This is a genomic window from Marinomonas sp. MED121 (assembly GCF_000153025.1).
Classification (GTDB): domain Bacteria; phylum Pseudomonadota; class Gammaproteobacteria; order Pseudomonadales; family Marinomonadaceae; genus Marinomonas.
This window is the reverse complement of record NZ_CH672431.1, coordinates 454,634-475,409: the sequence shown is the minus strand read 5'-3', so window position 1 is coordinate 475,409 and position 20,776 is coordinate 454,634. Positions and strand designations below refer to the sequence as shown.

Sequence of the window (20,776 nt, the reverse complement as noted above, 5' to 3'; positions counted from 1 at the left end):
AACCAATAAGGATATCATGTTGTTATTTTATCTCTACAGGTTATGTTTTTTTATGTATCTAAACAAGTAAAAGTTATTATTAATTTTTACTTAAACTCACCTATTTTCAGTGGTTAAAAAACTTTCATAATGTGGTGTTTATTGGGCGTAAAAAAGCCGGACGCATCCGGCTTTTTAATAGTATGCATTTTAAGCTTCTTATGAGGCTCAAAAAACTAAACTAGTGTGCTTGATCCCAAGTGTCACCAATGCCAGCCTCTACTAAGAGAGGCACATCAATGGCGCTGGTATTTTCCATTATGTCTAAGATCTTTTCTTGTGCTGCACTTAAGTCGCTTTCTTTGACTTCAAAAATCAATTCATCATGTACTTGAAGAATCATTTTGATATCAAGGTCTGTGTCTTTTAACCAAGCATGCATCTCAATCATGGCGCGCTTAATAATGTCGGCTGCGGTACCTTGCATTGGCGCATTAATCGCGGTTCTTTCAGCCGCTTGGCGCATCATGGCATTGCTGGCTTTAATATCGGGTAAATATAAACGACGGCCAAATAGGGTTTCGACATAGCCTTTTTCACGGGCCATTTCGCGGGTGTTTTCCATATAGGTTCTCACCCCTGGGTAACGCTCAAAATATCTCTGTATGTATTTTTGAGCCTCAGGACGACCTATACCTAACTGTTTAGCAAGGCCAAAAGCAGACATACCATAAATCAAACCAAAGTTAATGGCTTTGGCTCTTCGTCTCTGCTCACCCGTTACCTCATCTAGTGCCACTTCAAAGACTTCAGCTGCTGTGGCTTTATGCACATCCTTGTTATTTGCAAAGGCTTCAAGTAACCCTGGGTCTTGGGACAGGTGCGACATGATGCGTAACTCGATTTGAGAGTAATCGGCTGCGATCAGCTTATAACCTTCTGGTGCAATAAAAGCTTGGCGAATACGACGTCCCTCTGCAGTACGAATAGGAATGTTCTGCAAGTTTGGATCCGTAGAAGATAAGCGACCTGTTGCGGTCACTGCTTGATGATAAGAGGTATGGATACGGCCCGTTTTTTGAATCATTTCAGGTAACTTGTCCGTATAAGTCGATTTCAGCTTAGACAGACTTCTGTGTTCCATGATTATACGAGGTAGCTCATAGTCCAAAGCCAACTCTTGTAGAATAGGTTCGGCGGTAGAAGGTTGGCCCTTAGGGGTTTTCTTTAATATTGGCAGCTCTAATTTCACAAACAGAATTTCTTGTAACTGTTTTGGTGAGCTTAGATTAAATGCTTGCCCTGCCATTTCATGGGCTTTAATTTCTAGCTCTTCGAGGCGAGTGGCTATTTCGCTGCTTTGCTCATGTAGCAGGTCTGGGTCTATCAGTGCCCCAGTTTGCTCCATCTTAGCTAGTACTGGGACGAGTGGTAGCTCTATCTCTTTAAAAATGGAAACTAGCTCTGGTGTCTTCTCTAGCTTGGCCCAAATTGCCTGATGCAATCTAAAGGTGATATCAGCATCTTCTGCTGCATAAAATGCCGCTTGTTCTAGCTCTATTTGGTTAAAGGTTTTTTGTTTAGCGCCTTTACCTGCGATTTCTTCAAAGCTGACAGACTTATGGGAAAGGAATTTCTTCGCCAAGCTGTCCATATCATGGCGATTCGCAGTCGAGTTAAAAATATAAGACTCAAGCATGGTATCAAACTCAATACCTTTGAGCTCAATGTCATAATTAGCTAAAACATTGGCATCATATTTTAGGTGCTGACCGACCTTTAATTGAGACGCATCTTCTAGCACTGGCTTGATCTGTTCTAAGACCCAGTCTCTATCAAGCTGCTCAGGCGCACCTTCATAATCATGGGCAACAGGGATATAGGCGGCTTTACCGGCTTCAACACTGACAGAAAAACCAACGAGTTCAGCTGCCATATAGTTAAGGCTGGTGGTTTCTGTGTCGAAGGCAAAAAGAGGCGCTTGTTGGATCTTATCTAACCAGATCGCAAAGTGCTCTTTATCTAATACTGTCTCGTAGCTAATTTCGACGGCTTCAATTTGAGTTTCTTCCGTTTCTGCGTCGTTTTCATCTGCGGTTGGTTTATCTAGCTCTTTTAACCAGGTTTTAAACTCTAATTTAGTGAACCATTCTTTTAATTCTGCTTTGTTTTGTGGTGCGTTACATAGAGCTATTGAGTCAAAGTCTAATTCTACGTCACATTTAATGGTTGCCAGCTGGTAGGACAAGAACGCCATGTCCTTGTTGTCTTCCATTTTTTTCGACAAGGTTTTAGCCCCGCGAAAACTCAACCCAGCAATTTCATCAAGACGTGAATAGATGCTTTCTAAGTTACCTAAACCCTGAAGTAGGCCCAGCGCGGTTTTTTCACCCACCCCTGGCACCCCTGGAATGTTATCAACCTTGTCTCCCATTAGAGCAAGGAAGTCGATAATGAGCTCTGGACCAATACCAAATTTGTTTTTAACTCCCTCAATATCCATAAGGGTATCTGTCATGGTATTTACTAAGGTTACTTTATCTGTAACCAATTGAGCCATGTCTTTATCACCGGTGGATACGATGACTTCTCGTCCTGTTTCACCAACGATTTTAGCAATGGTACCAATCACATCATCCGCTTCTACCCCGCCGATACTAATCAGCGGCAAGCCCATAGCTTTGATAATGCTATGGATAGGCTCGATTTGAAGACGTAAGTCATCAGGCATAGAAGGACGTTGCGCCTTGTATTCAGGGTACATGTCATCGCGGAAGGTTTTACCTTTAGCGTCAAAAATAACCACAATTGGAGAATCGGAATAGGTCTTCACCAGACTCTTAATCATGCTAGTCACACCGCGGATGGCATTGGTGGGTTGTCCATCACTTGTACTTAAGGGTGGTATTGCATGGAAGGCTCGATATAAATAAGACGACCCATCAACAAGTATCATAGGGGCTGTGGTATTTGCGGGCTTAGTGGTTTTGTCTTCGGCCGACATGGAAGCTGTCTCCATCAGGGTGCTAATCAAAAAGAAAATATTCTAAAAACTTGGTGCTTAGATTAACACAGGCACGAGGGGAAGATGTAACAGCTTATGGGATAATTGGCTTTTATAATAGGCAAAGGATAAAGCAAATTTATAGGCAATATGGCAGAGGAATTACCGCTTCTTGATTGACCTTTACGGGAAGATTGTGGAGCATAGGCAGCTTCTTGGCGCTGGCTCACTTTTTGTGGCCAACACCACCCATATATATCCGTATTAATAGGTAACAAATTGGCTGTTTACACTTCCCTCACGCAAGATGACATGTTGGCCTTATTGGCAGAGTATGATTTAGGTGATCTAGTATCATTTAAGGGCATTTCGGGAGGCGTTGAAAACACCAATTACTTTGTAAATAGCACGCAAGGTAAGTATGTACTAACTATCTTTGAAGAGTTTGAAGCAGAGGAAGTTCCTTATTTTTTAGATGTGGTTGCTCATTTCAAAAAAGCAGGCTTTAACGTGCCCGCTGCTATTTTTGATCAGCAAGGGGAACGTTTAAAAAGTGTAAAAAATAAACCTGCCATCATGGTGGATTGCTTTAATGGAGATGAACTAGTCAGTACATCTGCCAATGCCTGCCAACAAATGGGTAAACAATTGGGGTTGCTACATAAAGTCGGTCAGTCTTTTCCTGATCAAAGACCTTCTCATCGGGGTGTGGCTTGGTGGCAAGCAACGAGCCAGTCTCTGAATGCCCAGTTACCTGAAGATGAAGCAGAGCTTCTAGCTGAACAAGTCGCTAGTTTCGATACCTTTTTAGAGCAAGCAAATACCTTACCTATGGGTACTATTCATGGTGATTTGTTCTATAACAATACTTTATTTGATGGCGATTCCCTGTCTGCCATCATTGATTTCTACAATGCATGTCATAGTTGGCTCATATATGATTTAGCTATCGTGGTCAATGACTGGTGTACCGATAGAGCAAGCGGCAACATTGATATGGATAAGTATGAGGCGTTGATCACGGCTTACCGAGCTGAGCGCAACTTGTCTGAAGAAGAGATACAAGCTTGGCCACATATGCTTAGAGTGGCAGCGATGCGTTTCTGGTTGTCTCGTTTGGAAGCTTGGTATGGTGCCATTAATGACCCTGAGCGACTTGCACAACAGCACGACCCTAAAGAATTTAAACGTATTCTTCAGGCTCGTTGTGAATCAACACCTGCACTTTAGTTTTTGACTCACTAAGATATTGGGTGCAGTAAGTAGAATATAATAAATAAAGGATACAAATATATGTTCCGATATTTCTTACTCACTGCCCTGATATGCTCTTCCTCATTAAGTTCTATTGCCTCAGCTGACCCTTTGATGACACTGGGGTCGGGCTTTGATATCAAAGTTAATAAAGCTCAAATAGATGCTTTTGAAATAAGTTGGCACTTTGATAAAAATGCCAGTACCAGTTTGTTGATTGCCTTTGATACTAACTCGGATGGCCAATTTAAAGGGCAAGAGAAGCTTGATCTGATTCAAATGTTACAGCAGTTTGAAGATGAAGATTACCTTTTACAGGTTCAGAAAAATGGCATTAAGCTTGAACCTGAATCCATTCAAGCGATAGGGATTCAAGTGTCTGATGCTTTCGTCTCAGTTAACTTTGGTGTTCTGTTAAAAGAGGCTGTAGACCTGCAAAAATCAGGTATGCAATTAGCCTTTGTTGATAATAACAGGGTTGGTGTAGATCAAAATGCGATAGTCCCAAAGATTGGGGGTATGCTTGCAAAAAATTGTGATGTAAAAGTGCTCGAAAAGAAGGCCTTAGAGAGTCATAATTGGCATTATATTTTCTGCACTAAATAATTTTACTGATGAGTGCCTAATTAATAGAGAAGTACCTATGTTAGAACAATTTCAATGGCTGCCCTTTCTTGCTGCAATCACCTTACTGACGATGAGCCCAGGGGTCGATACTATTATCGTGATGCGAAACTCTGCAGTGGCAGGGTATCAAAAAGGATTATTAACCAGCTTTGGTATATGTCTAGGGTTATTTGGACATGCAGCGGTTTCTGCTTTGGGGCTATCTGTTATTTTATTAGGGTCGGCCAGCATGTTTACTGCTTTGAAATTAGCGGGTGCTGCTTATCTGGTTTATTTGGGTTATCAAAGTCTTAAAAGTGCTATGCGACCCCAAGGCTTGGTGGTATCGCAAGATGGAATAACGGGTTTAAGCCACATGGCTGCCTTTAGACAAGGGCTTTTATCTAATGTGTTAAACCCTAAGCCCATCATTTTTTATATGGCGTTTTTACCTCAATTTATTAACCCTGAGTATTCGGCCTTACAACAATCTTTGTTTATGGCATTTATGCACTTCTCCATCGCTATGATTTGGCAAGGTGTGTTGGCATTACTGGTCCACAGGGCGAAAACTTGGTTAGCAAAACCACAGGTCTCTCGTGTTATTGATGGTTTGTCAGGTACCTTATTACTTGGTTTTGGCACCCGTTTGGCTTTACAAGAAGCTTAAGCTTGAATCAACAGACTAGACTATCCGTTTAGTCTGATTTCATGGATGAAATACCCTTTATATATAGCCATAAGCTAGATATGTATTTTATGAAATTCAAAATGAGTTGTTCGAATGAGTTTGTTGTTTGCTACCTGGATTAAGTTCTTTTTCCTGTTTGCGCCCTTTTTTGTGTTGTCCATGTTCTTAGCTTTAACCCGAGGTGAAACGACCCAATCTAGAAGGCAAGTTGCTAATAAAGCGATTATTGCTGCTGCGGCGATTTCTGTTGTTTTGATATTTTTTGGTGGCAGTTTGTTCTCTGTACTGGGGATTACCTTAGATTCATTTCGAATTGGTTCTGGTATCTTGCTGTTTATGTCGGCTTTAAGTTTGGTCAAAGACGGGACTCGAAATCACGCCACAGGCATGCCAAAGGAACAAAGAGAAGATATCTCCGTGGTGCCTTTGGCTGTGCCAACAATTATTGGCCCTGCCACCATAGGTACTATCTTAGTTTATGGTGCTGATTTTCATGGGTGGGATTTATTAATTGGCTTGTTGGGGCTTTTCTTAGCCTTGTTGTCACTTGGGGTGATTCTTTATTCTGGTTCTTTGATTGAAAAACTATTAGGGCCGACAGGGTTAAATATCTTAAGTAAAATAACCGGACTCATTTTGTCTGCTATGGCCGCTCAAATTTTTATGGGTGGTGTAATGGGATTCTTAACCCCCCTTACACAAAGTTAAGTGACACTTTTAACGCTTAGTTAAAGCCTGTGGTCTTATTCACAGGCTTTTTCTTGTGGCTTAAATTGTTATCTTATAACATTGCAAAAAACATTTTACTAATGCCCCTTGATGACTGGGTGGCGGAGACTCATCTATGGCAGAAACTCACAACCATAATCATGGCGAATGCATTGAATCTGCGTTAGCAACAGCTGAGGCCTTGTGTAAAAATCAAGGTCAAAAACTGACTAAAGTAAGACGTCGTTCCCTTGAACTTATTTGGCAGAGTCATAGGCCGCTAGGGGCTTATCAACTCTTAGCTAAACTTGCCGAAGAAGGTTTCAACTCAGCTCCTCCCACTGTCTATAGAGCGTTAGACTTTCTATTGTCGGCTGGTCTCATTCATAAGGTTGAATCTATGAATGCCTACCTAGGATGCGCTCATGCAGACAAGGCTCACAAAGGTTACTTCTTGATTTGTGATGCTTGCCATAATGTGATGGAACTTGAGTACCAGGATATCCATACCTCCTTATTGGCCAAAGCAAAGCAGCATGGGTTTGAGATTAGAGCCAATACCATAGAATTAACTGGTTTATGCGCCGCTTGTTTAGAGCAAGAGAATAGTGCTGATCAGCTGCAAGATAAGGCGAATTAATCATGCTGACTCCTGCTACCAATGCGCTGGTGAGTTTTGATAATATTGGTATCGAATTTGATGGTAGAACCTTACTCAGTGATATCAATATGACCATACATCAAGGTGAAATAGTCACCTTGATTGGTCCAAATGGCAGTGGCAAAAGCACCCTGATTAGAACCTTATTAGGCCTACAGCAAGCTACGTCAGGACGTATTCAGCGTCATGCGCAAATGCGTATTGGCTATATGCCCCAAAAACTTCATATCGACCCTACCCTTCCTCTTACGGTTAATCACTTCTTAGGCTTGGTAAAAGGGGTAAAAAAACAAGAAATTCCTGCTGTATTGGCTCGTCTTGGTATTAATCAACTAGCTAAAAAGCAAGTGCATTTTTTATCTGGTGGAGAAACCCAGCGAGTATTATTGGCACGCGCCTTATTAAATCGTCCTAGCTTATTAGTCCTAGATGAACCTGTGCAGGGTGTTGATGTCAGTGGCCAAATTGAACTTTATAACCTGATCGCATCCATTCGTGATGAGCTGGGTTGTGGTGTACTTATGATTTCTCACGATCTACATTTAGTGATGGCAAAAACCGATACTGTGGTATGTATTAATCAGCATGTTTGCTGCTCTGGCTCTCCTCAACATGTGAAAGAACATCCTGAATATCAAGCTATGTTTGGTGTTCCTGGGGCAGAAGATTCTCTCGCTATTTATTCTCACCATCATGACCATACCCACGATGAAGAGGGGAAGGTGATGCCGAATGACTCACACTCCCACTGTAATCATTGAGATTGTCTCTAAATTTGGAATAACTAACTATGTTCGATTTGTTGTTTAGAGCCCTTTTAGGCGGTTTAGGTGTTGCTGCAGTTGCCGGCCCTTTAGGTGCTTTTGTGGTTTGGCGCCGAATGGCTTATTTTGGTGACACCTTAGCTCACTCTGCGTTATTAGGGGTTTCCTTAGGTTTTTTGTTTGAAATTAACCTTAACCTAGCTGTTATCGCCCTGTGTGTCGGGTTAGCCTTAGTATTAGTCACACTGCAAAAGAAACATATTATTGCTACGGATACCTTATTAGGGATTCTTGCTCACTCTTCCTTATCATTAGGCTTAGTGGCTGTTAGCTTTCTGGATAATATCCGCATCGATCTTATGGCTTATCTTTTTGGTGATTTACTTGCCATAGGGACGCAGGATTTATATTGGATTTATAGTGGTGGCTTATTGGTATTGGCTTTATTAGCCCTCTTTTGGAAACCATTATTAGCAGTGACGGTAAATGAAGAGTTAGCCAAGGTGGAAGGTTACCCTGTCGAGGCGATTCGCCTTTTACTCATGTTGTTAGTTGCCTTGGTGATTGCTGTGGCGATGAAAATCGTGGGTGTATTACTGATTACATCCTTGATGATTATCCCTGCTGCTACTGCTCGTAAGTTGTCCCGTTCACCGGTGCAAATGGCCAGTGTTGCTAGCTTGCTAGGTTGTTTAGCGGTTTCTGGTGGTTTATTGGCTTCTTTTCAATGGGATACACCAGCAGGGCCTAGTGTCGTTGTATGTGCCGCCGTTTTGTTTCTTTTAGCTTATAGTTTGCCTCTAGGTAAATCAAAAAACCTAACTAGACCATAGAGATAAAAGGCTCCTCCTATTGGTGAGCCTTTATTTTATTCGTTTGATTTATGGTTTCTTTTTCATTGATTGAGGCGCTTATCTAATGCTTGCCAATGGGCGAGGTTATAAGGCGCAATGATACTGCCTGCAAACTGCCCTTTTGGATTTATCAATAAGATACGATCAAAATGTTGGCTATAGCCAGGTGAGCGAATGAGTGATAAATACTCTTTGTACCCACTTATTTGATTATTAATAACCTGTATCTCAAGGTTGCTTGTTACCTTTGCTACTTTAGCATCAAGCTCAATTTGCTCGAGTTGAGCTAATGTGCGTACACATAAGGTGTCACAATTTTCTGGCTCAACATAAAAGCTGGTCCAGCTTTGGCTTTTAAGGTTCTCAATTGGCTTCATATTGCGCGGAAATTCTAATAAATCGATGCCTAAACTTTCTTGCTCCGCTGGGGTGATTTGTATTTGATTAAAGTGCTTCTGGTAGGCTTTATTGATAACCCAAGCGCCAAGCAATACTAAAGCGATAAAAAAGAATAAAAAGCGGCCTCGTGAAACGATTTTGTAAGTATCTATCATGACTTGTCTTCTATTTGCCTGCTGCTTGCTCTGCTAGGTATTCATCTTTCAGTTTGACATAGTTAAGGCCAGCGTATTGAAAGTAGGTGATTTCAGACTCTTTCAAGGCTCTCACTTTTTTCACGGGAGATCCTAAATACATAAAGCCAGATTCTAAGCGTTTGCCTGGTGGTACTAATGAACCCGCGCCAATAATCACTTCATCTTCAACCACTGCCCCATCCAGAATAGTGGTTCCCATACCCACTAAAACTTTATTACCGATTTTACAGCCATGTAGCATGGCCATATGGCCGACAGTCACATCATCACCAATCTCTAATGGATGTCCTTCAGGCTTGTAACTGCTGGCATGTGTGATGTGCAGGCAAGAGTTATCTTGAATACTGGTGCGTTCGCCAATACGAATACGGTGCATGTCGCCACGAATTGCCACGAGTGGCCAAACTGAGCTGTCTTTGCCTATTTCAACATCGCCAATAAGAACGGCAGATTCATCCACCCAGACTCTTTCTGCAAGCTTGGGGGTATTACCACGAAAGGACTTCATCACCATGTTAATTGTCTCTCTAATAAAGGGTTCTAGCGCTTTCTGTCTCAATATAAAGAGCAGATTGCCATTCTTGACTATGATTTTAAATCACCCTAGCCGTTGAAAATAGAAAATTATCACCAATCTATCTTAGATAATGAATTTTTACATATTGCCTTAAGGCGATAAAGCCAAACAAATAAGGATACCTGTTTATGTCTGTATCAGTATGGGATGCAACTAAGTTACCTGAGTTTTCAAACATTGAACTGAGTCGTGTTGAGGCCGAACTAGACACCTTGCTTAGCAAGAATAGAGATAAGATTAAGGCGTTAACAAAAACGGATCTTGCTCAAATCAACTGGGCCAATTTTGCTGCGCCCATGGAAACCCTAAGCGATGAGCTTAATCAGTTTTGGTCGCCTTTTAGTCATCTCAATATGGTGCAAAATACACCTGAATTAAGGGATGTTTATAACGCCTGCTTACCTAAACTCACTGAGTACTTTACTGAATTGGGTCAAAATAAAGCCTTGTATCAGGCATATAAAACCTTAGCAGAACAAGATGAAGGATTAGATACGGCACGAAAAGAAGCCCTAAGACAAAATATTCGCTCTTTTGAGCTTTCCGGTGTGGCGCTAGAAGGTGACGAAAAGCAAAGATATGGCGAAATTAGCACGCGCTTATCTGAGCTTAGCAGCAAGTTTGGAGAAAACGTCCTAGATGCAACTCGAGCATGGACTAAGTTGATCACAAATGAGGCGGAACTGGCTGGTTTACCTGAGTCTGCTCTGGCACAAGCTAAACAAATGGCGCAAGCAAAAGAGTTAGATGGTTGGCTGTTTACCTTAGATGCACCTTCTTTTATGCCTGTCATGAGTTATGCGGACAATCGCGAGCTAAGGTTTGAAATGTATCAAGCTTTCTCTACTCGTGCCTCTAATCAAGGGCCAAATGCTAACGAATTTGACAATGCGCCCCTTATTGATGAAATGCTGGCGCTCAAGAAAGAAAAAGCAGGCATTCTAGGTTTTGATAATTACGCTGAATTATCGGTAGCAACTAAGATGGCGGATAATGGTCAGCAAGTTATCGATTTTCTTGAAGATCTAGCCGTTAAATCTAAACCCGCTGCAGCACAAGATCTAGCTGAGCTAAGTGCCTATGTGAAGGATGAATTTGCTGTGACTGAGTTAGAAGCCTGGGATGTAGGTTACTACTCTGAGAAGCTTCGCGAGCATAAATACGCTATTTCCCAAGAAGTACTAAGACCTTACTTCCCAATTGATAAGGCGTTAGCTGGTTTATTTAAAGTGGCTAATAGCCTATTTGATGTAAAAATACGTGAAGAAGCTGAATTTGATACTTACCATGAAGACGTGAAACTCTTCACCGTAAGTAAGTCTGGTGTCGATGTGGCGCGCTTCTATCTTGATCCTTTTGCCCGTGAAGGCAAACGTGGTGGTGCTTGGATGGATGATTGTCGTTGCCGATACCGTATGGAAGATGGTCGCCTACAGTTACCTGTTGCTTATCTTGTCTGTAACTTTACCGCGCCGATCGATGGCAAGCCTTCTTTACTGACACACAATGAGTTAACGACTTTGTTCCATGAATTTGGCCATGGTTTACATCATATGCTGACACAAGTGGAAGTATTAGATGTGTCTGGTATTTCAGGGGTGGCTTGGGATGCGGTTGAGTTACCCAGTCAGTTTATGGAAAACTGGTGTTGGCAGGAAGAAGCGTTAGCCTTCATTGCTTGTCATCATGAAACCGGTGAAACCCTACCCGCAGAACTGCTTGAAAAAATGCTGGCAGCGAAAAACTTCCATGCAGCCATGCAAATGGTGAGACAGATAGAGTTCTCTCTTTTCGACTTTAGATTACACAGAGAATATCAAGAGGGTACAGATGTTCAGAGCTTGTTAGATGAGGTGCGTTCAAATGTGGCTGTGGTTAAAGCGCCTGCATTTAATCGTTTTCAAACAGCCTTCTCTCATATTTTTGCTGGCGGTTATTCGGCCGGCTATTACAGCTATAAGTGGGCTGAAGTGCTCTCTGCGGATGCTTTTTCTAAGTTTGAAGAAGAAGGTATTTTTAACGCTGAAACAGGTTTAGCCTTTAGAAGCACGGTACTAGAAAATGGAGGTTCTCGCCCTGCTGCAGAGCTTTTCGCTGCTTTTAGAGGCCGTGAACCTAGCATAGAGGCATTGCTGCGTCATAACGGTATTGCGGCCTAGATTTACTATTAATAAGGGCTAATGATCATATTAGCCCTTTTACTTTCTGTCCCTCGACTGTGTTAATATATTGTTATCCTTGAAATGCTCTTGAGAATAAACCTATGACGATAAAACGTTTTATTGCGGGGGCTGTTTGCCCACGCTGTAGTGAGATGGATAAGATGCGCGCTTGGCGTGATGATGAGTTGGAAGTTCAATACCGCGAGTGTGTTTCATGTGGTTATAGTGATGAACAATCTACTGCCATTCAAGCGCAACCAACAGAGCTTGAAACCCGTGTTAATCGGCCCCATGTTAGTGAGCCAGACGCAGAAGCTTCTGTGATTCAGTTCGTGCCTAACCCGAGTACCACTAAGCACTAATTTACCCAGGGAAACTGCGATTAAGTCTCCTATTCTCAGTCTTATCAGAAAAAGTAACAAGCAAGGCGTCGCTTTGAAGTAATGTAGGTACCTTTCGAGAAGTGACAACGCAGGGTGTTATTTTTTCTGAAAGGCCCGAAGGGCGTGGTTTAAAAGCCCTATCTTTACGTTAAGGTCCTTATCAATAGAATAACTATTAAGTTGCGTCCCTTGCCATAAATCTAGGCACTTTTATCCACACGCTGAGGCGGGAGGACTTATTCGCAGCTTCCCTAGGGGCTGTTCTGCCCCTTTATGTCACTTTTCCTAAAAGAACAAAGCGGCCTTGCATCAATTCTTATTTTATAAGATGCTAAATCCTTACAAACAACTTACATAATGATTGCATCATTTTGAGATTTAATTAGCTTTTTCATTATTAATTCATTGATTTTAAAAGCTAAGTTAAAGTTTTGTGGTTAGTTAAGCCGTTTCTGAATATGGACTGAATCAGACCTAATGCTGTCCATAAAGAGCAAAAAACATGACAAACGACTAGTTTTAAGAGAGAAATTAATTCATTGGAGGAGGCGAACTCGTATGTCTTTTTCTACATTTTCCCGCTTTATAGCGATCACAGGAGTGACTTTTTTACTAATAGGATGTGTATCGGTGCCCAATTTTGAAGGCATGTTTTTACCCTATAAAAGTGCCAAGCTAGAGGGTGAAAATATCAAAATTGAAGCCGAGGATGACTCATTTGAAATTTTACCTGGCCAATTTGAACCCCCTTTTCAAACTTCGCCTATGTCTCCCATCATCTGGACCTCAATTTACAGTGAAACCCTACCTGATGGTTCTATTTATGATATTAGATTAGCGGACTCAGCCAATCATGCATTAGTCTACGGAGCGAAGAAAGTGAGGCTTTACCACCCCATAATAGAGAAGCCTTTGTACGGCGTGTTACTTTTAAACCAAAAGCCTGTGACAGCCGTGGGCCCCGCTGCTAATTTTTATTCCATTCAAATACCTGAAGATAAAATAGAAAAAGTTAAACAGGGTTCTGTTCAGGTGTTATATGAATCTGTTGATCGCACTGACTACAGCATTAGCATGTATGCTTGGGTGCTATGGGTGTCTGATAAACCCTTTGAATAAATCCGTTTATTTTTCTAATTTTTTCAGATCTATTATCGAACAAATCATGTCTATCCGTTTCTTTAGCGCGTATAGTGTCAAATTAAGTCTTATATAAGACTTAATTTGACGAGTAATACTTAAAAGCGAATTAGGGAAGAAACATGCTATTCGATCTCAATATTTTGTTTTTGCTGGTGGTATTTGCACTAGGAAGTTATGTTCAAGCAACAACGGGCTTTGCTTTTGGCCTCATTGTTATCAGTAGTATTTCTGCTCTGGGTTTAGCGCCAATTGAAGTCACAGCTTTTGTGGTGAGTTTTCTCAGCTTATTTAACTCTATGATTGGCTTACAAGGAGGGCAATGGCGCAAAGCTAACTTCAAGGCCATTCTATGGTTTTCTATTCCCTGTTTACCTGCCACCTTTTTAGGAATTTGGCTGCTCGGATTTCTTGGTGAGAATGCTTTAAATTTACTCCAGCTTATTTTGGGTTTAACCATAGTCGTGAGTAGTCTGTTAATGATGTTACAGACAAACCTGGCTAAACAAGGATCGAGTATTCCCGTCTTTCTCTTAGGGGGAATGTCCTCTGGAGTGATTGGTGGACTTTTCTCAACTTTTGGCCCGCCATTAACCTATATTATGTATCGTCAGCCGGATAGCTTAAGAACAATCAGAATTACCTTATTATTAGTGTTTGCTTTGACCTCAATAATGCGATTATCTTTTGTGATATTAACGCAAGACGTTAGCATGCAAACTTATTTGCTTAGCGCTATCGGCTTTCCGGCCGTTATTCTTGCCGCTATTGCCGCTCGTTATTATCCCCTTCCAATTTCAGCGAATGCTATGCGACGCTTTGCCTATGCTATCTTGCTTGCTTCTGGGGTGAGTTTGATCATTCAAGGCTGGTAATTTATCAAAACAGTAAGCTAATTAAGATCAACTAGATAGTGAAGCTGTTCACTATCTACCCTACTGATACGATATTCAACTAAACGCCCGTCTAAGGCTCTTGCCCTGCGAGTGACTTCTAGCAAGGGGTTACCTGGACGAACCTTGATAAGGGCTTGGTCAGACTCATTAGCAATGACAGCTCGTATTTTATCGGCAGCTTTATTGATGGTGATGTTAAAGCTTTCTTGGTAATAGTGATAAAGGGAGTTTGGCAAACTGTCATTGATATCTAGTTGAGTGAAAAAGTGTTGGGGTAAATATATCTGCTCTGCTATGCAAGGTTTGTCAGCTAGCTTACGAATACGAATGATTTTAATGACGCCATCCCCTCGGGTAAGCTCTAGTTCGCTTGCTATTTCAGGCGATGCATCGATGAGTTCAATATCAATGAGTTCAGCACTTGGAAGCCCTTTATCTACACCATCATTGGCCTTGTAATGAAAGAAATGGAATAACATATCTTTTAAGGTGTTTTCAGACACAAAGGTACCCACCCCTTGGCGACGATAAACCACATTTGATTGAGTTAATGCTTCTAAAGCTTTTCGTACCGTACCTTGGCTAACACTTAATAAGTCAGCTAATTGAAACTCGCTGGGTAGCATGTCACCAGGGCCCCATTCACCAGCAATTATCTTATTGGTAATCGCCTGTTCTATCTTTTGATAAAGGGGTTTAAATGCATTGCGACTTTGTTCTTTAGGGGTCATCTTGCTAGACAGTCTCTAGGTTAATTTAGTTGAGAGGAATAAAGTATAAATAAGTTTTTGGGCTTTAAATACCGTGAAAGATTGAGCCTTTAATCCGATATAGGACAAACACATCATTCCAGTAAATTAAAAAGCCCTTTAATACACAGTACTAAAGGGCTTGGTAGACCTGTGAAGGTGATGAAACCTATCTAATAAAATTAGATGACACCTAGTTCAACTAGGCGCTCATGAAGGTAGCTGCCTGCGGTGTGGCGTTCAGACAAGACAACTTCAGAGTGAGGGTGTAAGAACAAAGGCAAAGAAATACGAGATCTTGTCTTATCCGCACCTTCAGGGTTAATTACGCGATGCGATGTGGATGGGAAGTATCCGTCAGAAGCCTCTTGCAGCATGTCACCAATATTGATGATCAGTGTTCCAAAGTCACAAGGTACATCCATCCAACTACCATCTTGAGTTTGAACCTGTAATCCTGGCTCGTTAGCAGAAGGCAAAACCGTTAGCAGGTTAATATCTTCGTGGGCACCCGCTCTTATGGCTCCCAATTCCTCATCACCTTTTAGTGGTGGGTAATGCAAGACTCGCAATAGAGTCTGTTCACTATCTTTAACCATGCTCGATAGGTTTTGAGAGTAGTTTTTAGCGACATCTGCAGGAGTATGCTTTTCTACCCAACTCAGTAGCTCCCCTGCGAGTTGGTTTGCTTCTTTGTAATATTGAGCAAGTTGATCTTTTAGTTCCGCTGGACATTGGCCCCAAGGGTAATAATGGAAGTATTCTTTGATGTCCTTCTTGCTATGACCTTTGGCTGTTTCTGAAACATCTGGTGGAAAGTAACCATCTTGAGTGCCGACGTTATAGCGATAGTCATGTTTTTCTTGGCTATCAAAAAAAGCCTGCCAAGCTTGATATATTTTGCTTACAAGTTCTTGTTGTATAGGGTGATTTTTTAAAACGCCAAATCCTGTTTTATGAAGAGATTCAACAAAGTCTTGCTGTGCTGTAGCACTGGTATAATCAACGGCTTCTAATTTCATGGGGTAGATCCTAAATTTTCAAAACAAGTTATCACACGTAACACCCATTAGGTGACGTGAATCATGGTTTAACTCTAGTTGAAATAAGGCTTTAAGATGACCAACCGCTATGAAAGAACATCCGCATGTCGATGGCTTCAGCGAAGTAATGACGTTGCCAACTTGCTAAATCCACCGCATCTAAGCGTAGGTTAAACAGTAAAGACTGACCTTGCCTCGATGTTGGGATGAAGTCTGCGATTTTCATTACGGAATTCCTAAAATGGGGTAAAAAGTGGAATTTTTTGAGATTACTTCTGGTAAGTGTACCTTTAGGTAAGTTAGTTTTAAAGCGCTAGTTTAGGAAAAAAATCATTTCAAGTCTGGGGAATTGACAGACTTGGCCTATACTGCAAAAGTTAATATCGAGAGTTTACTCAAGCTGTTAGCAGTTATTGTTTGCTAACTTCGGCTTGTTTTATGTCTGATTTTTTATTGTTAAAAATAAGAGGGTCGTATTATGAACAATGCATTTGAGTCCCTGAAAAATCACTTTTTGATTTCCATGCCCCAGCTGAATGATCCAAATTTTCAGCAAACGGTTACCTACATCTGTGAGCATACTGCAGAAGGTGCCATGGGGATTATTATCAACCGTCCATCTAAAATAGACTTCACTGAATTAGCAAATCACTTAGGCATACAAATTAATACTCCCCACCTAGCTAATGAGCCAATATTTAGTGGTGGTCCAGTTGAATCTGAACGAGGCTTTATCTTACACACGAGCGATAAAACTTGGGTTAACACACTACCCGTTACAGAGGAGGTTGCGTTATCTGCTGCACTTGAGACCTTAGAAAATATTGCCCATGGTGAAGGTCCTGAATCTTTTTTAATTAGTTTGGGGTGCGCTGGCTGGCAAGCAGGCCAATTAGAGGAGGAAATAAGTAATAATGTTTGGCTGGTATGTGAAGCCGATTTGGACGTATTATTTAATACACCAAGTGATCTTCAATTCTCAGCAGCCACCAAGGTGTTAGGGATTGATATGAATTACCTTTCATCGGATGTAGGACACTGTTAAGTATGAACGCAACGTCAACCAATGACGTCAACACCAACACAGCTCGAACCCTGTTAGGGTTCGATTTTGGCACCACACGAATCGGCATTGCGGTTGGACAAGAAATAACCGCAACAGCCACTCCAATCAATCCTATCAAAGCCCGTGACGGTATTCCTAATTGGGATACCATTGCTGAGGTGGTAAAAGAATGGCAACCTGATGGTTTTGTCGTCGGTTTACCCCTTAACATGGATGGCACTGAAAATGAGATGTGTCAAAGGGCAAGAAAGTTCGCCAACCGTTTACATGGACGCTACAACAAGCCTAGTTATATGATGGATGAAAGACTGTCCTCTTATGAAGCTAAAGGGCAAGTGATAAAAGAAGGTGGAAACCGTAACTTTAAAGCTAACTCGGTTGATGGTTTAGCTGCCCAAATGATTTTAGAATCTTGGTTTTTAGAAAATCAGGGAAAATAATTTAATCGTGATGCAAGACGTGTCATAGCGAGCAAGTAGAGATTAACCCATGAACTTGGATATTGAAGCGACTTTAGGGCAAATGTCACAGGCTCTAGTAGCATATTGTGATGAGAAAAAAATAGAAAACCCCGTGGTTGTGGGTATACATTCCGGCGGTGTTTGGGTCGCAGAGCGCCTCATTAAAGCTTTGTCAACGAATGTGCCATTAGCGACTTTGGACATCACGTTTTATCGAGACGACTTCACCCGCGCGGGCTTACACCCAAAAGTAAAACAAACATCCCTCCCCGCGATTGAAAACCAACATATTATTTTAGTGGATGATGTGCTTATGTCGGGAAGGACCATTCGTGCTGCCATGAATGAGATTTTTGACTATGGTAGACCTGCCAGTATTAGTTTGGCGATCCTATACGATCTTAACCAAGGAGAGCTGCCCATTAAGGCTGATGTGGTTGGGCAGGTATTAACGCTTAATCCTGACCAAAGGGTTAAGCTATCTGGGCCTGATCCGATCAAAGTTTCCTTAATTGAGACATAAACTTAGGCTTTCACGCTTTCTTTTTAATGCTACAAGTACGACAATTAGAGTATGGCGCTAGCTTAATTTGCGCAAAATAATTCAGTTATCTATGGCACTAAGTTTGAGTTATAAAAGACGTAAATTTAGACATTATCATTAAAGAGTTCACGTCAATTTAGTCATGCCCAGGGTAGTTTCTACACTGGGCATTTTCCTATCATCTTACTAGGTGATTAGAATAAGGCGGGATCGTCTTCCAGTTGAGGACTTAACCATGATGCGCTCCGAATCTCGGGCATTACAATTAACCGATCAAGGTCAGCTTAAGCACTTTTTAACACTTGATGGATTAGATAAATCCATATTGACCGAAATTCTCGATCGAGCCGACTCTTTTTTAACTATGGGTGAACAGTCGGTAAAAAAAGTCCCCTTATTACGAGGGAAAACAGTCGTAAACCTCTTCTTTGAAAACTCCACTCGTACCCGCACTACTTTTGAACTGGCTGCAAAACGTTTATCTGCCGATGTCATTAACCTTAATATAGAAACGTCAGCGACATCAAAAGGTGAGTCTTTACTGGATACTCTACAAAATCTAGAAGCTATGCAAAGTGATATGTTTATTGTGCGTCATGCCGACAGCGGTGCACCGCATTTTATCGCAGAGCATTGTACGCCTAATGTTGCCATCATTAATGCGGGAGATGGTCGCCATGCCCATCCAACCCAAGCCATGCTAGATATGTTGACAATACGCCGTCACAAAAAAACATTTGAAGGATTAAATGTTGCCATTGTTGGAGACATTCTGCATTCACGTGTTGCTCGCTCTCAAATACATGCGCTAAACACCCTAGGTGTGAATGAAGTGAGGTTGATTGGTCCAAAAACTTTGGTGCCTGAATACTTCAAAGAAATGGGGGCTAAAGTTTGTCATGAATTAGAAAACGGTCTTGAAGATGTGGATGTCATCATAATGTTGCGTTTACAAAAAGAGCGAATGCAAGGCGCTTTGCTACCGAGTGAAAGCGAATTCTATCGCCTATATGGTTTGACCCAAACCTCCCTTGCTTGGGCAAAACCTGATGCCATAGTCATGCACCCGGGCCCAATTAATCGAGGTGTAGAGATTTCCTCTGAGGTTGCTGATGGTGAACATTCCGTTATTTTAAATCAGGTAACCAATGGTATAGCGGTGCGAATGGCGATTTTATCCATGGCCATGAGTGGTCAGTTGCAAGAAAAAGAGCAGCAAACCTCAGCCGCAGGAGAAATGGTTTAATATGAAAACGTGTATTAAAAATGGCCGTATCATTGATCCTAGCCAAGGGTTGGATGCGGTACAGAATCTTTATATTGAAGATGACAAGATTATTGCTTTAGGTGATGCGCCCGAAGGCTTTGTCGCAGATGAAACAATAGATGCTGCTGGTTTATGGGTCTTACCTGGTCTAGTCGATTTAGCTGTGTCTTTACGTGAGCCTGGTTATTCTCAAAAAGGCAATATCGCATCAGAAACATTGGCTGCGGCATCTGGCGGTATCACGACCTTAGTGTGCCAGCCAGATACCAGCCCTATTGTCGATACACCTGCTGTTGCAGCTTTAATTCAAGATAAAGCATTTGAATCAGGTCGGGCTAATGTACTTCCTATCGGAGCATTGACCCAAGGTCTTGAAGGTGAAAAGTTAAGCAATATGGTGGCTTTAACGGAAGCAGGTTGTATTGCTGTCTCAAACCATAGAAACCCTATGGCCAACACCAAGGTGCTGTCTCGTGCTCTAGAGTATGCGGCAACCCATGACCTTCTCGTTATTTTTCATCCAGATGAAACCAGTTTATCAGATGGCGGCTGCGCCCATGAGGGGGTTATTTCTACCATGCATGGTTTAGCTGGTATCCCAGAAACGGCAGAAACCATTGCCCTAGCAAGAGATTTAATGCTGGTGGAAAAAACCAAGGTTAAAGCACACTTTGCTCGCTTAAGTTCGGCAAAATCCATTGAGCTTGTAGCTGATGCTAAAGCGGCTGGCATGGATGTCACGGCGGATGTGGCCTTACATAACTTACTTTTGACTGATCAGGTGTTAAGTGAATTTGATGGTCATTATCATGTATTACCCCCGTTAAGGTCAGAAGAAGATAGGTTAACCTTAATTGAAGGCATTAAAGCAGGTGTGATCTCAGCAATTTGTTCTGATCATCAGCCCCATGAAAAAATGGCTAAGATAGCGCCTTTTGCTGCTACAGAGCCTGGCATGGCCAATCTCGAAGTATTATTACCATTAGCCATGACGTTAATGGATGAGGGTGACTTAGATTTTAATTTGTTGTTAAGCTGCTTAACTCAGGGGCCAGCTTCCTGCATAGGTATTGACGCAGGCTCTTTAGCTGTGGGAAGTTATGCAGATATTGTGTTGTTTGATAGTACAACTAGGTGGGAATGGTCTCAAAACCATCGTAAAACCAAAGGACAAAACTCACCATGGATAGGTGAAAGTTTAATAGGTAAGGTGGTTTCTACCTATTTATCAGGTCAAAAAGTATTTCCTATCAATTAGTTACCTCGCACGTGTGGTTACTTTTTGTAATAGAAATAAATAAAAGCTTACGCTTGATTGCTTTACTTTTAACTGCGTAGAGTTACTCTAGCTTAGGGGATAGATTTAACCTA

The 20,776-nt window shown here is 41.6% G+C and carries 22 protein-coding genes; 16 read left to right on the top strand and 6 right to left on the bottom strand.

Annotated features, from left to right (window positions below):
• Positions 1–220 precede the first annotated feature (220 nt).
• The gene (gene polA, locus MED121_RS13745; protein WP_050764588.1) at positions 221–2,983 is read right to left on the bottom strand and encodes a DNA polymerase I; all 2,763 of its coding nucleotides are present in this window, start codon (positions 2,981–2,983) and stop codon (positions 221–223) included.
• Between the two features lie 279 nt (positions 2,984–3,262).
• Between polA and MED121_RS13740 the strand changes: the two genes are divergently transcribed.
• The 7 genes from MED121_RS13740 (at position 3,263) to znuB (ending at position 8,500) form a co-directional block, all read left to right on the top strand.
• Positions 3,263–4,213, top strand: coding sequence for a homoserine kinase (locus MED121_RS13740; RefSeq protein ID WP_036180507.1), 951 nt, complete (start codon positions 3,263–3,265; stop codon positions 4,211–4,213).
• Between the two features lie 63 nt (positions 4,214–4,276).
• Complete coding sequence (locus MED121_RS13735; RefSeq protein WP_036180504.1) at positions 4,277–4,843, top strand: DUF1007 family protein; 567 nt, start codon at positions 4,277–4,279, stop codon at positions 4,841–4,843.
• 37 nt (positions 4,844–4,880) lie between these two features.
• Positions 4,881–5,513 carry a LysE family translocator gene (locus MED121_RS13730; RefSeq protein WP_009834317.1) on the top strand — a complete coding sequence of 211 codons (633 nt, stop codon included), beginning with the start codon at positions 4,881–4,883 and terminating at the stop codon, positions 5,511–5,513.
• 114 nt (positions 5,514–5,627) lie between these two features.
• The gene (locus tag MED121_RS13725) at positions 5,628–6,242 is read left to right on the top strand and encodes a MarC family protein (RefSeq protein ID WP_009834316.1); all 615 of its coding nucleotides are present in this window, start codon (positions 5,628–5,630) and stop codon (positions 6,240–6,242) included.
• 136 nt (positions 6,243–6,378) lie between these two features.
• Positions 6,379–6,882, top strand: a complete 504-nt coding sequence (locus MED121_RS13720; protein WP_009834315.1) for a Fur family transcriptional regulator — start codon at positions 6,379–6,381, stop codon at positions 6,880–6,882.
• A gap of 2 nt (positions 6,883–6,884) precedes the next feature.
• Complete coding sequence (znuC, locus tag MED121_RS13715) at positions 6,885–7,664, top strand: zinc ABC transporter ATP-binding protein ZnuC (protein ID WP_009834314.1); 780 nt, start codon at positions 6,885–6,887, stop codon at positions 7,662–7,664.
• A 29-nt stretch (positions 7,665–7,693) separates the two neighbouring features.
• Positions 7,694–8,500 carry a zinc ABC transporter permease subunit ZnuB gene (znuB, locus tag MED121_RS13710; protein ID WP_009834313.1) on the top strand — a complete coding sequence of 269 codons (807 nt, stop codon included), beginning with the start codon at positions 7,694–7,696 and terminating at the stop codon, positions 8,498–8,500.
• Between the two features lie 62 nt (positions 8,501–8,562).
• Here znuB and MED121_RS13705 read toward each other — a convergent pair whose 3' ends face one another.
• Both MED121_RS13705 and MED121_RS13700 read right to left on the bottom strand, forming a co-directional pair.
• Entirely contained in the window at positions 8,563–9,075 is a 513-nt protein-coding gene (locus MED121_RS13705; protein WP_009834312.1) for a hypothetical protein, read from the bottom strand.
• Positions 9,076–9,085: 10 nt separating this feature from the next.
• On the bottom strand, positions 9,086–9,631 hold the full coding sequence (locus MED121_RS13700) for a gamma carbonic anhydrase family protein (RefSeq protein WP_009834311.1): 546 nt from the start codon (positions 9,629–9,631) through the stop codon (positions 9,086–9,088).
• A 191-nt stretch (positions 9,632–9,822) separates the two neighbouring features.
• Here MED121_RS13700 and MED121_RS13695 point away from each other — a divergent pair, with 191 nt between their 5' ends.
• The 4 genes from MED121_RS13695 (at position 9,823) to MED121_RS13680 (ending at position 14,254) form a co-directional block, all read left to right on the top strand.
• Positions 9,823–11,853, top strand: coding sequence for a M3 family metallopeptidase (locus MED121_RS13695; protein WP_009834310.1), 2,031 nt, complete (start codon positions 9,823–9,825; stop codon positions 11,851–11,853).
• Positions 11,854–11,957: 104 nt separating this feature from the next.
• The gene (locus MED121_RS13690) at positions 11,958–12,218 is read left to right on the top strand and encodes a YheV family putative zinc ribbon protein (protein ID WP_009834309.1); all 261 of its coding nucleotides are present in this window, start codon (positions 11,958–11,960) and stop codon (positions 12,216–12,218) included.
• 651 nt (positions 12,219–12,869) lie between these two features.
• Positions 12,870–13,358 (top strand): hypothetical protein, encoded by a 489-nt coding sequence (locus tag MED121_RS13685; protein ID WP_036180501.1) that lies wholly within the window; start codon positions 12,870–12,872, stop codon positions 13,356–13,358.
• A 143-nt stretch (positions 13,359–13,501) separates the two neighbouring features.
• Positions 13,502–14,254 carry a TSUP family transporter gene (locus MED121_RS13680; protein ID WP_009834306.1) on the top strand — a complete coding sequence of 251 codons (753 nt, stop codon included), beginning with the start codon at positions 13,502–13,504 and terminating at the stop codon, positions 14,252–14,254.
• Positions 14,255–14,271: 17 nt separating this feature from the next.
• On the opposite strand, the gene MED121_RS13675 is transcribed toward MED121_RS13680, so the two are convergent.
• From MED121_RS13675 to MED121_RS24425, 3 genes are all read right to left on the bottom strand, one after another.
• Positions 14,272–15,006, bottom strand: a complete 735-nt coding sequence (locus MED121_RS13675) for a GntR family transcriptional regulator (protein WP_009834305.1) — start codon at positions 15,004–15,006, stop codon at positions 14,272–14,274.
• A gap of 200 nt (positions 15,007–15,206) precedes the next feature.
• Positions 15,207–16,046 carry a 2OG-Fe(II) oxygenase family protein gene (locus MED121_RS13670; protein ID WP_009834304.1) on the bottom strand — a complete coding sequence of 280 codons (840 nt, stop codon included), beginning with the start codon at positions 16,044–16,046 and terminating at the stop codon, positions 15,207–15,209.
• A 91-nt stretch (positions 16,047–16,137) separates the two neighbouring features.
• Positions 16,138–16,293 (bottom strand): hypothetical protein, encoded by a 156-nt coding sequence (locus MED121_RS24425; RefSeq protein WP_009834303.1) that lies wholly within the window; start codon positions 16,291–16,293, stop codon positions 16,138–16,140.
• Between the two features lie 252 nt (positions 16,294–16,545).
• Between MED121_RS24425 and MED121_RS13665 the strand changes: the two genes are divergently transcribed.
• The 5 genes from MED121_RS13665 to MED121_RS13645 all read left to right on the top strand — a co-directional run bounded on the left by MED121_RS13665 (position 16,546) and on the right by MED121_RS13645 (position 20,663).
• The gene (locus tag MED121_RS13665) at positions 16,546–17,112 is read left to right on the top strand and encodes a YqgE/AlgH family protein (RefSeq protein WP_009834302.1); all 567 of its coding nucleotides are present in this window, start codon (positions 16,546–16,548) and stop codon (positions 17,110–17,112) included.
• 2 nt (positions 17,113–17,114) lie between these two features.
• Positions 17,115–17,573: a Holliday junction resolvase RuvX gene (ruvX, locus tag MED121_RS13660; protein ID WP_009834301.1), complete on the top strand. Its 459-nt coding sequence runs from the start codon at positions 17,115–17,117 to the stop codon at positions 17,571–17,573.
• A 49-nt stretch (positions 17,574–17,622) separates the two neighbouring features.
• Positions 17,623–18,117, top strand: a complete 495-nt coding sequence (pyrR, locus tag MED121_RS13655) for a bifunctional pyr operon transcriptional regulator/uracil phosphoribosyltransferase PyrR (RefSeq protein WP_009834300.1) — start codon at positions 17,623–17,625, stop codon at positions 18,115–18,117.
• Between the two features lie 256 nt (positions 18,118–18,373).
• Complete coding sequence (locus tag MED121_RS13650; RefSeq protein ID WP_009834299.1) at positions 18,374–19,384, top strand: aspartate carbamoyltransferase catalytic subunit; 1,011 nt, start codon at positions 18,374–18,376, stop codon at positions 19,382–19,384.
• 1 nt (position 19,385) lies between these two features.
• Positions 19,386–20,663 carry a dihydroorotase gene (locus MED121_RS13645; RefSeq protein WP_009834298.1) on the top strand — a complete coding sequence of 426 codons (1,278 nt, stop codon included), beginning with the start codon at positions 19,386–19,388 and terminating at the stop codon, positions 20,661–20,663.
• Positions 20,664–20,776 lie beyond the last annotated feature (113 nt).